At 53.4% G+C, this 15,068-nt stretch carries 17 protein-coding genes; 11 read left to right on the top strand and 6 right to left on the bottom strand.

The window, feature by feature from the left end; all coding sequences use genetic code 11:
• From bchY to B9Z32_RS04925, 11 genes are all read left to right on the top strand, one after another.
• Positions 1-1,566: a chlorophyllide a reductase subunit Y gene (gene bchY / locus B9Z32_RS04975; RefSeq protein WP_108420204.1), complete on the top strand. Its 1,566-nt coding sequence runs from the start codon at positions 1-3 to the stop codon at positions 1,564-1,566.
• Positions 1,566-3,032 carry a chlorophyllide a reductase subunit Z gene (bchZ, locus tag B9Z32_RS04970; protein ID WP_108420203.1) on the top strand — a complete coding sequence of 489 codons (1,467 nt, stop codon included), beginning with the start codon at positions 1,566-1,568 and terminating at the stop codon, positions 3,030-3,032. The genes bchY and bchZ overlap by 1 nt, the downstream gene beginning before the upstream one ends.
• Positions 3,033-3,179: 147 nt before the next feature.
• Positions 3,180-3,323 carry a light-harvesting antenna LH1, beta subunit gene (gene pufB / locus B9Z32_RS04965; RefSeq protein ID WP_108420202.1) on the top strand — a complete coding sequence of 48 codons (144 nt, stop codon included), beginning with the start codon at positions 3,180-3,182 and terminating at the stop codon, positions 3,321-3,323.
• A gap of 24 nt (positions 3,324-3,347) precedes the next feature.
• Entirely contained in the window at positions 3,348-3,572 is a 225-nt protein-coding gene (locus B9Z32_RS04960) for a hypothetical protein (protein ID WP_233248084.1), read from the top strand.
• A 14-nt stretch (positions 3,573-3,586) separates the two neighbouring features.
• Positions 3,587-3,784: a light-harvesting protein gene (locus B9Z32_RS04955; protein WP_108420201.1), complete on the top strand. Its 198-nt coding sequence runs from the start codon at positions 3,587-3,589 to the stop codon at positions 3,782-3,784.
• Positions 3,785-3,911: 127 nt separating this feature from the next.
• On the top strand, positions 3,912-4,739 hold the full coding sequence (pufL, locus tag B9Z32_RS04950; RefSeq protein WP_108420200.1) for a photosynthetic reaction center subunit L: 828 nt from the start codon (positions 3,912-3,914) through the stop codon (positions 4,737-4,739).
• A gap of 19 nt (positions 4,740-4,758) precedes the next feature.
• The gene (gene pufM, locus B9Z32_RS04945; protein WP_108420199.1) at positions 4,759-5,733 is read left to right on the top strand and encodes a photosynthetic reaction center subunit M; all 975 of its coding nucleotides are present in this window, start codon (positions 4,759-4,761) and stop codon (positions 5,731-5,733) included.
• Complete coding sequence (gene pufC, locus B9Z32_RS04940; protein WP_108420198.1) at positions 5,730-6,749, top strand: photosynthetic reaction center cytochrome PufC; 1,020 nt, start codon at positions 5,730-5,732, stop codon at positions 6,747-6,749. The genes pufM and pufC overlap by 4 nt, the downstream gene beginning before the upstream one ends.
• A gap of 65 nt (positions 6,750-6,814) precedes the next feature.
• Positions 6,815-7,525, top strand: a complete 711-nt coding sequence (locus B9Z32_RS04935; protein WP_108420197.1) for a spheroidene monooxygenase — start codon at positions 6,815-6,817, stop codon at positions 7,523-7,525.
• Positions 7,518-9,071, top strand: coding sequence for a 1-hydroxycarotenoid 3,4-desaturase CrtD (gene crtD, locus B9Z32_RS04930; protein WP_108420196.1), 1,554 nt, complete (start codon positions 7,518-7,520; stop codon positions 9,069-9,071). The genes B9Z32_RS04935 and crtD overlap by 8 nt, the downstream gene beginning before the upstream one ends.
• A 47-nt stretch (positions 9,072-9,118) precedes the next feature.
• On the top strand, positions 9,119-9,943 hold the full coding sequence (locus B9Z32_RS04925; protein ID WP_233248082.1) for a carotenoid 1,2-hydratase: 825 nt from the start codon (positions 9,119-9,121) through the stop codon (positions 9,941-9,943).
• A gap of 29 nt (positions 9,944-9,972) precedes the next feature.
• Here the strand turns inward: B9Z32_RS04925 and B9Z32_RS04920 are convergent, their stop codons facing one another.
• From B9Z32_RS04920 to puhE, 6 genes are read right to left on the bottom strand one after another with little or no spacing between them, the layout of a single operon-like run.
• Positions 9,973-10,884, bottom strand: coding sequence for a short-chain dehydrogenase/reductase (locus B9Z32_RS04920; protein WP_108420195.1), 912 nt, complete (start codon positions 10,882-10,884; stop codon positions 9,973-9,975).
• Between the two features lie 31 nt (positions 10,885-10,915).
• A complete protein-coding gene (locus B9Z32_RS04915; RefSeq protein WP_108420194.1) occupies positions 10,916-11,368 on the bottom strand; it encodes a DUF2269 family protein in 453 nt (150 codons plus the stop codon).
• Positions 11,365-11,562 (bottom strand): hypothetical protein, encoded by a 198-nt coding sequence (locus tag B9Z32_RS14085; protein ID WP_146179451.1) that lies wholly within the window; start codon positions 11,560-11,562, stop codon positions 11,365-11,367. The genes B9Z32_RS04915 and B9Z32_RS14085 overlap by 4 nt, the downstream gene beginning before the upstream one ends.
• 14 nt (positions 11,563-11,576) lie before the next feature.
• Positions 11,577-12,656: a phytoene/squalene synthase family protein gene (locus B9Z32_RS04910; protein ID WP_108420193.1), complete on the bottom strand. Its 1,080-nt coding sequence runs from the start codon at positions 12,654-12,656 to the stop codon at positions 11,577-11,579.
• Positions 12,637-14,220 carry a phytoene desaturase gene (locus tag B9Z32_RS04905; protein WP_233248081.1) on the bottom strand — a complete coding sequence of 528 codons (1,584 nt, stop codon included), beginning with the start codon at positions 14,218-14,220 and terminating at the stop codon, positions 12,637-12,639. Before B9Z32_RS04905 ends, B9Z32_RS04910 begins: the two co-directional genes overlap by 20 nt.
• Positions 14,195-15,043, bottom strand: coding sequence for a putative photosynthetic complex assembly protein PuhE (gene puhE / locus B9Z32_RS04900; protein ID WP_108420192.1), 849 nt, complete (start codon positions 15,041-15,043; stop codon positions 14,195-14,197). The genes B9Z32_RS04905 and puhE overlap by 26 nt, the downstream gene beginning before the upstream one ends.
• Positions 15,044-15,068 lie beyond the last annotated feature (25 nt).

The raw sequence follows: 15,068 nt of genomic DNA, 5'->3' as shown, positions 1-15,068 counted from the left end.
ATGAGCAAAACGATTCCCATCGTCCCAGCCTCAGAAGCACCTGCGGGCATGAGCACCACCATCGAGGGTGATGGCATGGGCTGTCACTCGGGTGGTGAAAAAATGCTGGCTGCCGCCAAGGCCTCAGGCAAGTCTGAAGTGTTGGCGCAATATGCCAAAGACTATCCTGTCGATCCCAAAGCAGGCCCACACGATCAACCGCAAAGCATGTGCCCTGCGTTTGGTTCATTGCGCGTTGGCCTGCGCATGCGCCGCACCGCCACCATTTTGTCGGGCTCCGCATGCTGTGTGTATGGCTTGACTTTCACATCGCATTTTTATGGCGCTCGCCGCAGTGTGGGCTACGTGCCTTTCAACTCTGAGTCACTGGTTACTGGCAAGTTGTTCGAGGACATTCGCGAGTCTGTTTACGACCAAGCCGATCCCGAAAAATACGACGCCATTGTGATCATCAATTTGTGCGTTCCCACAGCCAGTGGCGTGCCATTGCAATTGCTGCCCAAAGAGATCAACGGCGTTCGCATCATTGGCATCGATGTGCCAGGTTTCGGCGTACCCACTCACGCAGAGGCCAAAGATGTGTTGGCTGGCGCCATGCTGAAATATGCGCGCGAAGAAATTTTGGCAGGCCCTGTTCAAGCACCTCGCACAGGCCGCTCCGACAAACCCACCATCACCATGATTGGTGAGATGTTCCCCGCCGACCCCATCATCATTGGCCGCATGCTCGAGCCCATGGGCTTGGCAGCAGGTCCTGTGGTACCCACACGCGAGTGGCGCGAACTTTATGCAGCACTCGATTGCACAGCAGTGGCGGCCATTCATCCGTTTTACACTGCCAGCATTCGGGAGTTTGAAGCGGCAGGTCGTCCTATTGTGGGTTCAGCCCCGGTCGGCCATGACGGCACAGAAGCCTGGTTGCAAGCCATTGGCAATGCAGCCAATGTGCCGCAAGCCAAAATTGACATGGTGAAAAACATCATGCTGGGCGCCATCAAAGGCGGCTTGGCCAAGTCACCCATCAAGGGCCGCATTACCCTCAGTGGCTATGAAGGCTCTGAGTTGTTGGTGGCGCGTTTGTTGGTGGAGAGTGGCGCCGATTTGCGCTACGTTGGCACCGCCTGCCCTCGCACTCCTTGGAGCGCACCAGATTGCGAATGGCTTGAGGCCCATGGCGTGCATGTTCAATACCGCGCATCGCTAGAACAAGATCTGGCAGCCATGCACGAATGGAAGCCCGACCTCACCATTGGCACCACACCCGTGGTTCAAGCGGCCAAAGAGCTCAGCATTCCAAGCTTGTATTTCACCAACCTCATCTCTGCACGCCCCCTCATGGGTCCTGCCGGTGCAGGCTCATTGGCGCAAGTGATCAATAACGCCATTGCCAACAAGACGCGCTTTGATGAAATGAAAGCCTTCTTTGGCAGCACTGGCTCTGGTCATGCAGCAGGCGTTTGGGAAGCCTCACATGGCGTGCCCCAAAACCGTCCTGAGTTTGAAGCTGAAACGCGCAGACAACTCGAGAAGCAAGCCAAAAAACGCAAAGCGGAGGCCATGATCTGATGCTAGTTCTTGACCACGATCGTGCAGGCGGCTATTGGGGAGCGGTGTATGTGTTCACCGCCATCAAAGGCTTGCAAGTTGTCATTGACGGCCCTGTGGGCTGCGAAAACTTGCCTGTCACTTCGGTTTTGCATTACACCGATGCACTGCCCCCGCATGAGTTGCCCATTGTGGTCACAGGTTTGGCAGAAGAACAATTGGGCCGCGAAGGCACTGAGGGCGCTATGCGCCGTGCGCATGCCATGCTCAACCCCGACCTGCCCTCCGTGGTGGTCACAGGCTCCATTGCAGAAATGATTGGTGGCGGCGTCACGCCCGAGGGCACCAACCTGCAGCGTTTTTTACCGCGCACCATTGACGAAGATCAGTGGCAATGTGCCAACCGCGCCATGTACTGGCTGTGGCAACAGTACGGCATGAAGCATGTGCCCAAGCGTGAGCGCAAAGAGGGCGAGCGTCCTCGCGTCAATATCATTGGCCCCAGCTACGGCACTTTCAACTCACCCAGCGACTTGGCTGAAATTCGCCGCTTGGTGCAAGGCATTGGCGCCGACGTCAATATGGTTTTCCCATTGGGATCCCATTTGGCAGATGTGTCACGCTTGGTCGAAGCAGATGTGAATATTTGCATGTACCGCGAATTTGGCCGCATGCTTTGCGAAGCCTTAGAGCGCCCCTATTTGCAAGCACCCATTGGCTTGCACAGCACCACCAAATTTTTGCGCTCTTTGGGCGAACTGCTCGGCCTCGATCCCGAGCCCTTCATCGAAAGAGAAAAACACAGCACCATCAAACCCATTTGGGACTTGTGGCGCTCTGTGACGCAAGACTTTTTTGGCACTGCCAACTTTGGCGTGGTGGCCAACGAAACCTACACCCGCGGTATTCGCCATTTCTTAGAAGACGAAATGGGCCTGCCCTGCAACTTTGCCATCTCACGCATTGCAGGTGCTAAAACAGACAATGAAGAAGTACGAAAACTGGTCACAGAAAAAACACCGCTCATTTTGTACGGCAGTTACAACGAGCGCATCTATTTGGCAGAGTGCGGTGGCGGCGGCATGATGAAAACCAGCTTCATTCCTGCCAGCTTTCCATTGCCCATCATTCGGCGCCATACCGGTACGCCTTTTATGGGTTATGCCGGCGCCACTTACATCATTCAAGAATTTTGCAACGGCCTTTTCGATGCCCTCTTCCATATCCTGCCCTTGGGTACCGAGATGGACAAGATTGAAGGCACCTTGGGTCGCTCGGCACCCAATACCACCGTGCCGTGGGAACCTGAGGCACAAGACAGATTGGATGCTTTGCTTGAACAGCAACCCGTGTTGGTTCGAATCTCGGCGGCAAAAAGAATGCGCGATCAAGCAGAGCGAGATGCACGAGAAACTGGCCGCTCTCATGTAGAGGCAGAAAGATTCACAGAATTGTTCGGTAAAGCGAATGAAGGAGCACATGCATGAAAGGTGTGCACTTGATTTCGCTGAGTCGTCCAATCTCTCGGCTAGTCCGAGAGTCCACCTGTTGCGGTGTCAAAGCCACAACAGTTCATCCTGAATTCGAAAGGATTCAGGGAGTCGCCGAAAGGCATTTTGAGAGAGGCACTAACTATGACTGATGCAGCTAACCCTTCAGGGCTGACAGACGAAGAAGCCCAAGAGTTTCACCAGTACTTCATACAGGGTTACCTGTTGTGGGCTGCGGGAGCTTTCTTCGCCCACAGCTTGGTATGGATCTGGCGTCCCTGGTTCTAAAAAAACCATTCAACGGAGATAAATATGACCCACCCGAACGATCGCATGACAACGGTTCAAGCTCATGACCATTTCGATGGTTATGGAATTACTTTTGTTTTGTTATTTCTAGTGTTTATGGTTCTCGCTGTGGCGGGACAGTTGCTGGTCCTCGACTGGCGTAGCTGGCTTCCTGGTGCAGAGGGTTCAACGAGCACTTTGGACGGCGTGAAGTCTTCTGTCTATACCGTTATTTCTCAATTGAGTTAAGAAAGGAAATTACTATGTGGCGCATGTGGCGTGTAATAGACCCCCGCAAGGCAATTGTTCTCACTGGACTGTTGATTGCCTTTATTTCAACATCGATTCACCTGATTCAAATCAGCGGCGATCGATACAACATCAACAGCTGGCATCCCGATACGGCCAAGGCCGCAGCGGCGAAAGCACAGCCACAAAATGCGGCTTTGCCGCAAAAATAAGGACCACTGGTCTTTATGTCGACAGACGCACCTCGCTCAATTCATTTGAACGATGCGTCTGTCCTTTTGTTTTTAATTTCAAGCCTACAAGACCTCACAAACAGTCAATCGGTCGGAGGATGCAACTATGTCCATGCTGAGTTTTGAACGCCAATACCGCGTACGCGGCGGCACACTTTTTGGGGGCGACCTGTTTGATTTTTGGGTCGGTCCTTTTTATGTCGGATTCTTTGGAATCACGACGATGTTTTTTGTCCTCACGGGTACAACCTTGATTTTGTGGGGCGCAGCAATGGGCCCTACATGGAATATTTGGCAAATTAACATTGCACCCCCTGACCTCTCTTATGGTTTGCGCTTGGCACCCATGATGGAAGGCGGCCTTTGGCAACTGATCACAGTCTGTGCCATTGGCGCGTTTGTATCTTGGGCCCTGCGTGAAGTTGAAATTGCTCGCAAGCTAGGCATGGGCTTGCATGTGCCTGTGGCATTCGGTATGGCGATTCTTGCTTATGTCAGTTTGCAAGTGGTTCGCCCCGTGCTCATGGGTGCTTGGGGTCACGCGTTCCCCTATGGCATCTACAGCCACCTTGACTGGGTGAGCAACACGGCTTATCAGTACTTGCACTTTCACTACAACCCTTGGCACATGATTGCCGCCAGCTTGTTCTTTGCGGCCACGCTCGCACTGTCTATGCACGGCGGATTGGTGTTGTCAGCCACCAACCCTGGTAAGGGAGAAGTCGTGAAGTCACCAGAACATGAAGACACCTTCTTCCGTGACCTCATTGGTTACTCCGTCGGCACTTTAGGCATTCACCGTTTAGGCCTGTTCTTGGCACTGGCCGGTGTTTGGTTCGGTATTGTTTGTATTGTGGTGAGCGGCCCGTTCTGGACTGGCGCTTGGCCTGAATGGTGGAGCTGGTGGCTCAACATGCCCATCTGGCGCACCTAATTAAAGAGAGGAAATCGAAATGGCCGAATACCAAAATCTTTTCACCTCGGTGCAGCCCGTGGGGCCTGTGCACCATGGCGTTGACTTACCTCGCGGCGACGACAAGCGCACGGGAGAACCCTTCCTGGTGCACCTCTTTGGTCGCATTGGCAACGCCCAAATCGGTCCCGTCTATCTTGGCTCGCTCGGTGTAGCGTCCTTGATTTTCGGCATCGCGGCGTTCAACATCATTGGCTTCAACATGTTGGCCTCGGTTGACTGGAATCCCATTCAACTGATTCGTCAATTGTTCTGGCTGGCACTGGAGCCGCCACCGCCTGCATATGGCCTTGGCATTCCACCGCTGGCTGAAGGCGGTTGGTGGCTCATTGTGGGCTTCTTGCTAACAATCTCAATCATGTTGTGGTGGGCTCGCACCTACAGACGAGCCAGACAACTCGGCTTGGGCACGCATGTGGCTTGGGCCTTTGCAGCAGCCATTTGGCTTTACTTGGTTTGCGGCTTCTTCCGCCCCATCATGATGGGTAGCTGGTCTGAGGCGGTTCCGTTTGGAATCTTCCCGCACTTGGATTGGGTGTCAGCACTCTCGCTGCGCTATGGCAACTTGTTCTACAACCCGTTCCATGCACTGTCCATTGTGTTCTTGTATGGCTCTGCGCTGTTGTTTGCAATGCACGGCGCCACCATCTTGGCCGTTGGACGTTATGGCGGCGAGCGTGAGATTGAACAAATTGTAGATCGCGGTACAGCGTCTGAACGTGCTGCCTTGTTCTGGCGCTGGACCATGGGCTTCAATGCCACGATGGAATCCATTCACCGCTGGGCCTGGTGGTTCGCAGTGTTGTGCCCCTTGGTTGGCGGTATCGGTATCTTGCTCACAGGAACCGTCGTTGACAACTGGTACCTCTGGTCTGTCAAACACCATGTTGTGCCTGCTTATCCTTTGGGCAGTCCCGTTGTGGTCGATCCAGCTATTCTGGGAGTGAAACCATGAAAATTATTTTAAAAACTGCACTTTGCCTGATGGCAGCTGTGATGCTGGCGGGTTGTGAACGGCCTCCCATTGAAACGGTTCAAACGGGTTACCGTGGTACCGGCATGGAGCAAATCTACAATCCTCGGACACTTGCCAAGGAGGCTTCATTGAACGTTGCACCTGCAGCAGCAGATCCGGCTGACGCAGAGGGCCCCAAGGCCAAGGACATCTACAAAAACGTTCAAGTTTTGGGCGATTTGAGCGTAGGTCAGTTCAACCGCCACATGGCCGCCATTACCCAATGGGTTGCGCCTGAAGCAGGTTGCGCTTATTGCCACAATGTTCAAAATTTTGCCGATGACGAGAAGTACACCAAGGTGGTTGCGCGTCGCATGATTGAGATGACACAAAAAGTCAATCAAGACTACAAGGCGCACGTGGCCGATACAGGCGTGACCTGCTACACCTGCCACCGTGGCAACAACATCCCAACAGAAGTTTGGACAGCGCCCAAAGATCGCAAATATGCAAACAGCTTGTTAGGCGATTTGGCGGGACAAAACATGGCGACCAAAGCAGCCGGTTTATCGTCTTTGCCCTCTGATCCGTTCTCGCCTTACCTCATGAATGCACTGCCAATTCGTGTGAACAGCGATACAGCCATGACCGGTGCCGGCGCTCATGCCAACCGCGCATCGACCAAGCAAACTGAATTCACTTATTCGCTCATGGTGCACATGTCTGAGTCTTTGGGTGTTAACTGCACGTATTGCCACAACACGCGCAACTTTGCATCTTGGGAAGAGTCAAGGCCGCAACGTGTGACTGCTTGGCACGGCATTCGGATGGCTCGTGACTTGAACAACGAGTACATGACACCGCTCACCGACAAGTTCCCGGCCAATCGCTTGGGACCCAAAGGTGATGTGGCCAAGGTCAATTGCAGCACTTGCCACCAAGGTGCTTACAAGCCACTTTATGGCGCCAAAATGGCCAAAGATTTCCCAGAACTTCAAGCCATCGCAAAACCATAAACCCTGAGACTCACAAGGCCTGCACCCGATGCGGTTCAGGCCTTTTTTTATTTGGAGATTCAGTGATGTCTACGCAGCCTACAACAGTTGAAAACGACCAAGTGGTCGTGCTGTTGTTGGCGGATATTGCGCCAAGCTCGCGCTTGTGGGGTTGGACTCGCATTGTCAAAGGGCCTCAAGCTTTGCAAGACATCCCCGGACTGCTATTTTCAAAAGTCTTGGGCAGTGGTTATGAAGGCGGTTTTGGTCTTCGTCCCAGCCCCTCGCGCCAAGGCTTGTTTGGATTGTTTGATTCTTTGGCATCAGCACAAGCGTTTATCGCAAGCTCCAGTGTGATCCAAACTTACCAAGAACGCTCCGATGAGTTTTGTTGTGCGCTCCTCAAAACTTGGTCATGTCGCGGCAGCTGGGATGGCCAATCATTGAACGTTTGTGCAGCACAGCCCATCAGAGGCCCTGTGGCGGCACTTACCCGTGCCTCCATCAAGCTGGCCAAAGCGCCTGCATTTTGGAAGCATGCACCGCCCTCTCAAAACGCATTGGCCGATGCCAAAGGGTGCCAATTGGCCGTTGGCTTGGGTGAAGCACCTTTTGTAAGGCAAGCTACTTTCAGCATTTGGGACAGTGTGTCAGACATGAACGCCTATGCGCGTTCTGGCGCACACTTAGAAGCCATTCAGGCAGCTGCAGAAAACGACTACTTCTCAGAATCCATGTTTGCTCGATTTGTACCTTTGCAAGTTCAGGGGCAGTGGCAAGGCAAGGTCTATGCATAGTGCTACGAGCACGCCTCGTGTGGTGGTGGTTGGTGCGGGCATTGGCGGTTTGGTAAGTGCTCTGGTTTTAGCGCATCGCGGTTTGGATGTCACGCTGGTAGAAAGCGCAGCCACACCTGGCGGAAAAATTCGCCAAGTTCAAGTAGATGGTGTGGGCGTTGACTCGGGCCCTACCGTTTTCACCATGCGCTGGGTGTTGGATCAAATGTTGCAAGAGATGGGCACTTCTCTGTCCGATATTTTGAAACTTGAAAATATCGGGGTACTGGCGCGGCATGCATGGGATGGCAGCCCGCAGACACTCGATTTGTTGTCAGACACCGCACGCACTGCAGATGCCATTGCGGCGTTCAGCAGTCCGCAAGAAGCCAAACGGTTTTTGGGTTTCTGCAAGGAAGCGCGCAGTCTTTACGACACGCTTGAGAAGCCCTACATCAGAAGCGAACGACCCGATCTTTTGAGCATGGTGGGCGACCTCGGATTTCAAGGCATGGCCACTCTCACTGGCTTGGGTCCTTTTGCCAGTTTGTGGCGCAGCTTGGGCAGACACTTTCACGATGCCCGCTTGCAACAATTGTTTGGCCGCTATGCCACTTACTGCGGCGCTTCACCTTGGTCGGCACCTGCCACCTTGATGCTGGTGGCCCAAGTGGAATTGGATGGCGTGTGGTCTGTCTCGGGCGGCATGTTTGAAGTGGCCAAAGCCTTAGCACAGTTGGGTGAAAAATGGGGCGTGAAACCGCGCTATGGAAATGCGTGTGAGCGCATACTGACACAGACTGGCCGAGTAAGTGGCGTGCAACTTCAATCTGGCGAAACCATCGAAGCCGATCATGTGATTTTCAATGGTGATGTGGCAGCTTTGTCGCAAGGCCTTCTTGGCCCAGCAGTGCGCCCAAGCTTTCAAGAAGTTTCCGCACACCAGCGGTCTTTGTCTGCATTCACGATGTCAATGCACGCACAATCGAGTGGTTTTCCATTGGTGCGACACAACGTATTTTTCAATCAAAATTACAAGCGTGAGTTTGATGATATCTTCCAAAAACGAAGGCTCCCTGAGCAAGGCACTGTTTATGTTTGCGCCCAAGATCGAAGCGACGACGGATTGGCTCACGCTGGTCTGGAAAGACTGTTGTGCCTTGTCAATGCGCCTGCTGACGGTGACACCTATTCCTTCAATTCATCGGAGATAAAAGCATGCGAATCGAGCAGTTTGGCGCTGATGCGTCGCTGTGGCCTAGAGATCAAGGCCTCGCCACAGCAAGTGGTGCGCACGCTACCGCAGGACTTTGCCCGTCTGTTTCCGGGCAGTGGGGGCGCTCTGTATGGCCAAGCAACACACGGATGGATGTCGGCCTTCGCTCGCCCCTCATCGCGCAGCAAAGTGCCGGGCCTTTACACAGCGGGGGGCAGCGTGCACCCGGGGCCGGGCGTGCCGATGGCCGCCATGTCGGGACGTTTGGCGGCCGCGACCCTCATGGCGGACCTCGGTTTGACCAAGTTGTCCCGCCGGGTGGTTATCTCTGGTGGTATGTCGATGCGCTGAGCGACGACGGCCAATACGGACTCTCCATCATTGCCTTTGTAGGCAGTGTGTTTTCACCTTATTACGCTTGGGCTCGAAATCGCCAAGGGGGTACTGCCGATCCAGAAAACCATTGCGCTTTGAATATGGCTTTGTATGGCAAGGGTGGTAAGCGTTGGACCATGACAGAGCGCGGCCGATCGCATGTTTCACGCAGCGCTCATCATTACCAAATTGGCCCCAGCAGTTTGCGCTGGGATGGTCAGGCCCTCACCATTGACATTGATGAAATCAATGTTCCTATTCCCATGCGAGTTCGAGGCCGAGTGACGGTAAGGCCCGAAGGACTTTGCAACTTTGTCACACATCTAGACCATGCTGGCTTGCATCGCTGGGGGCCTATTGCGCCCTGCTCGAGAGTCGAAGTTGACATGGAAAATCCTCATTTCAGCTGGCGGGGCCATGCTTATATGGACTCGAATGAAGGGGACGAGCCCGTTGAGAATGGCTTTCAAGATTGGGATTGGGCACGGGCAGAAATGGCCAATGGCGATACCAGCGTGGTGTATGACGTGCGTCCCAAGCAAGGGCCAGGCCGCGTTGTGGCCCAACGCTTTTCACCAGATGGCAGTTACACACCATTTGATGCACCCGCACGATACCGCTTGCCTTCTTCGGGATGGTTGTTGGCGCGGGGCATGTGCAGTGAATTGAATCAGGCGCCAGAAGTGATCAGTACTTTAGAGGACACGCCGTTTTATGTTCGCTCTTTGCTGCGCACCCAACTGCTGGGTGAAAACGTCACGGCAGTGCACGAGTCTTTGGACATACCGCGCTTGGTGTCACTGCCTGTGCAATTCATGTTACCTTGGCGTATGCCGCGGCGAGCCTAGATGAAGCGCTCTTATTTGAAGTGTTTTGCTCAATCTTGCTGACGTGCTCTGGCCAAGGTGCGCTCGCGTTCTCTTGGCCCAAAGCTAGAGGCTAAAGCGCCCTCTGCTTCCAAACCCTCAAGGTAAATTTTTTCTATCTCAGGCGCAGCGCGAAGCAATTCACGCTCAGCAAAAGGCATGTGGAGCAAGGCCCTTAAAGCAAACAAAATTTTCAACCAAGCTGGCACCCAAATTCTGCGCTTACGCTGCAGCATGCCCTGCACAATGACGCGTGCCGTTTCTTCTGGCGAAGTTTCGCTGTTCATGGGGCCAGGCATGGTGGCGCGCAACCTGACAAAGCCAGGGTGCAAGGCACCTTCTGTGACCAATGGTGTGCGCACCCAGCCTGCATGCACCACCCCTACCCCCACGCCATGGGCCGCCATTTCAATGCGCAATGAATTGCCCATGGCCTCGACTGCAGATTTGCTGGCTGCATAAGCAGACATCACAGGTGGATGCGCAAACGACGATGACGACGCGTTAATGAGGACATAGCCACGCTGCTGCATGATGGCTGGCAAGGCAGCCCGAATGGTGTTGAAAACACCCAACACATTGACCTCGATGCAACGCCTCCATGCCTCAGGGTCAATGTAAGCCACAGGGCCAAACGCAGCCACGCCTGCGTTGGCAAACACAATGTCAATGCGTCCCAGCTTGCTGATGGTTTTGTCCACCACCTCTTGCATGGTTTGCAGTTGCGTGACATCTGCCACCCAGTAAAGTGTTTGTGGACCACAACGTTGCGCCATTTGCTCAAGGGGTTCTGCATCGCAGTCCACCAACACAGGAATGCCGCCTTGTGCCACAAGCTCAAGCGCTGTGGCAGCGCCAATGCCAGAAGCGGCGCCAGTGATCAGCACCACGCGGTCGGTGAGTGTGGATTTTGAAGGCGTCATGCGTGCTGGTGATGGCGAACGGTGAAGTCTGTCAAACCGTTTTGGTAACCATGAAATACACAATCGGCAAAGGCAGTACCGTAGAAATGGCACCAGCAATTTTCCAAATACGTGACAGGCGCCAATATTCTTCCGTAATCTCTGAATACTGTTTTAGCAAAGCGCGCTGTTTGAGCTGAATGGGTACCAATACAAACAACCAAATCAAGCCCGAAAATGTGAGCAACCAATACGACCATTGAATCCATGGGTGGCTGGCACCCCCACCAAAGTTCACGGCCATGCCGTGACCCGTCCAAACCACACCCACTGCCCCAACCAAGGTGAACATGACATCTGTGATGAGGACCATCTTGTTGCTAAATTGAATGATGGCGTGATTGCGCGTGCGTTCAGCCAACAAGGCCCAGACGCCACTCACAATCACATTGCCTAAAAACAAGCATGCGCATACCAAGTGAATGACCTTGAGGGTTGGCGTCATTGGCGCTCTCTTTGAGAGGAAGTTGCCGAGAGCGCCTCGTCAGATTTGTCAATGTGTTGCATGGCTTGCTGTTTTTCTGCTTCACGTTTGAGTCGTGTGATTTCTTTAGCGCGTCGCAAATCGCGGAATTGCCAAGCAACAAAAACAACACCCGCAAACAGCAACACCACAACTTCAATGATTTTCAGATTCACTGGCGTCTGGCGTTTTAACGCTGGGTTCTCTCGCGTTGTTCTAAACGGCTGAACAAGTCGACCATCCAAACAACACGCTCATCAAAACTTCGAACCGGCAGTTTCCATGGCTTGTCGATAGCCAAGAGATTGCGCTCCGTGTTCACGATGTCGACCAAATAATGAATGGCTGGAACTGGGCTGAGCGAGACATCCGGTACTGCAGGTGCCTTGACTGCAACAGTGGCAGCACGAGCCAAAAGCGCCAATTTGCGCGCTGTTGAAACCACCGTTCGGTGATTCACAGAGTTGAGCCCATCGCGCTCCAATTGTTTGCCAATTTCGGCATAGACCAAACGCGCCGCTTGAATAGCTGGACGGCAGTCCCAAGGAAGTTCAGCCAAACCAAACTCGCCGCGACGGTAAAGGGCATCAGCACGCAACAACAAGCGTTGCGTGAAACCCGCAATGCGTGGGTCAAAAACAGGATCGGCCAACCAAGCATCTGCATCCATGCCAATTTCGCGGAACCAAGCGCGCGGAATGTACAAGCGTCCCATTCGCGCATCTTCGCCAATGTCTCGGGCAATGTTGGTCAATTGCATGGCCACGCCCAACTCACTTGCGCGGGCAATGGCGGTGTCTGAGCTAGCGCCCATGATGATGGACATCATGGCACCCACAGTACCTGCCACTCTGGCACCATAAGCCTCTACATCGGCCAAGGTTTCGTATCGGCGCCCTTGAGAATCCCACATGAACCCGTCTAGCAAAGCCTCAAGCAAGCCACTTGGTACACCATAGCGATGAACCACAATGGTCAAAGCTCGGTCGGCATCTTCGGCGCCAGGTCGACCCGCATAAATCGCTGCCAAGCGCGACTTCAAGTCTGCCATGGCCAGAACAGGGTCGTCACCATCATCGATGGCATCATCTGCCAAGCGGCAGAACGCATAAAGGGCAATGGCGGGAGGCCTTAAGCGAACTGGCAACAAACGAGAGGCCGCAAAAAATGATTTCGAACCACCGCGCATGAGCGCGGTACAGGCCTCTAAATCGTAGGGCAAAGAGACCGGGGGAGAACCCAAGCTTGGATCAGGCAAATGATTTGACATCGGGCACCACCGTTTCAAGCATTTTTGCTGACATTAACACACTGGGCACACCAGCACCCGGCTGACTGCTGGCACCCACCATGAACAAACCTGCTACATCTTCACTTCTGTTGTGAGGGCGGAACCATGCGCTTTGAACCAAGATGGGCTCTAGACCAAAGCCAGCACCTTTGTAAGACCACAGCCGATCCTGAAAATCTTGAGGCGTGGTGACTTTGGATGACACCACATGCTGCTTCAAATCTGGCAGCACACTTTCTTGCAACACTGTAGCTATAGCATCTCGATATTGTTCGGTAACGGCAGGCCAATCGGTTTCGCTGCTCAAATTAGGCACCACAGACAAGGCGTAAAAGCTGTCGCAGCCTTCAGGTGCGAGTGAAGGATCGGTGGCGGTAGGCCGATACAAATACAAACTGAAATCTTCAGACAACTTGTGATTTTTAAAAATGTCTTGGAGCAAGCCTTTGTAGCGCGGACCAAGCACCATCATGTGGTGCGGTACATCTTCGTACTTTCGATTGGTGCCAAAGTACCACACAAACAAGCCCGAAGAATACTTGCCTTTAGCAATGCGCTTGTCGGTCCAATGCTTGCGGTGTTGTGGCTCAACAAGGTGCTTGTATGTCCAGGCGGCATCGCCATTGCTAACCACAATGTCGGCCGGTAAAAACTCGCCATTGGCCAACTCGACCCCTTTGGCACGACCGCCCTCCACGCGAATGCGCGTGACAGGCGTGTTGTAACGAATAGGCACTTGGCGTTGGTCGAGCAGCTTTACCAATTCACGCACAATCGCGCCAGTGCCCCCCATGGCAGAGTGGACACCCCAGCGCCGCTCTAGGGAATGGATGAGCGAGTAAACGCAGGTGACCGAATAGGGGTTGCCGCCAATGAGCAGCGGATGAAAACTCATGACGATGCGCAACTTGGGATGCTTGATGTGCTTGGCCACCAAACTATAAATAGAGCGCCAAGCTTGCATGCGTGCCAGGTTGGGCATTGCCTTGATCACATCGCCAATGGTTTCGAAGGGCACCATGCCCAATTCGACAAAGCCAAGCTGAAAACACTTTTCAGAAGCGACCATCAAATCTTTGAAACCTTGCACATCTTCAGGGCTGAATTTGGCAATTTGATCCAGCATTTCTTCGTCGTTGTTGCTGTAATCGAAATGCGTACCGTCGTCAAAGCGAATGCGATAGAAAGGCGACATCAAGCGCAGGTCGACATGGTCTTTCATGTCTTGGCCGCACAGCGTAAAAAGCTCGGCAATAAGGTGCGGCAAGGTAATGATGGTTGGGCCTGCATCAAAGGTGAAGCCATCTTGCTTGTGCACATAGGCACGACCACCTGGCGCGTCGAGTTTTTCCAGCATTTGAACGCGGTAGCCTTTCACGCTCAAACGAATGGCTGCTGCCAAACCACCAAATCCTGTACCAATCACAATGGCTGTAGGTGCACGTCCTCCAAGCTCAGCGCCGAAATTCATGGCATGGTTTTGACCACCGCCGCCACCTACGGGCCCGCCATCGGCGTTAATTGACTTGTAAAGATTTGTCATGCGAATCCAAGTGTGCAGGCAAAACTGAAGGCACATGCGCCTCAAAGGCTGCAGGTGTTTCTATTCGGTGCTTGCGAATGGCCCAGCGCCACAATGTAGTGGTGTCTATGGGCAGAATTAGCATCATGTGTTCCACAATGGCCAAGGCCAAGATGGTGCCTACCAAAACCGAACCCACCACTTGAGCGGGAGTGGTTGTGGCTTGGTTTGCAAAGTCTACTAAATACCATAAGCAGATACAGGCCAAGACCACTGCAAATGGGAAAAATGCATTCATGCGGCGACGCTTGAAAAAACTCTCTAGGTAAGCCAAATGGGTTGGCAAGAATTCTTCACTCAAATTGCGAACCCCGAAAAACAAGTTGAGTTTGGCACTGGTGCGCATGATCCACAAAACCAAGTAAGTCCCTGTACCCACTTGGTTGGGCGCATCCCAGGTAATGACCACAATGGCCAAGCCAACGAACAAAATAGCCAACTCGTGCCACACCACTGCTTTGAAGGAGGCTACAAATCGGGGCCAACCCGTGGTGCTTTTTAAGATGGCTGTTTTTTGAGGCCCTGTGATCCAGCCCGTGAGAAAGCTCAATTCGTTCCAACCCCAGGCCAGCAAAGCACAAGTGAAAGCGCAGTAAGCCCCCATGACGCTCGTTTGCTGCGCAGTGTGGGCCAATCCTGCAAGCGCCCCTAAAGCCAACGCCGATGAGATGACCAAGCTCATGGCAATGGCAGTTCGAGACATGCGATTTAAAAGAATCACGATACCCGTGCTAAACCACCAGATAAAAATGGCGAATCCCAACGCAATGAAAGTGTCGGTCATCGTGGGCTTTCAGGGTCTGTTGGCA

Source organism: Limnohabitans sp. MMS-10A-178, from assembly GCF_003063375.1.
In the GTDB taxonomy this organism is placed as follows: Bacteria; Pseudomonadota; Gammaproteobacteria; order Burkholderiales; family Burkholderiaceae_C; genus Limnohabitans_A.
The sequence above is the reverse complement of the archived record's forward strand: the minus strand, read 5'-3'. Positions and strand labels throughout refer to the sequence as shown.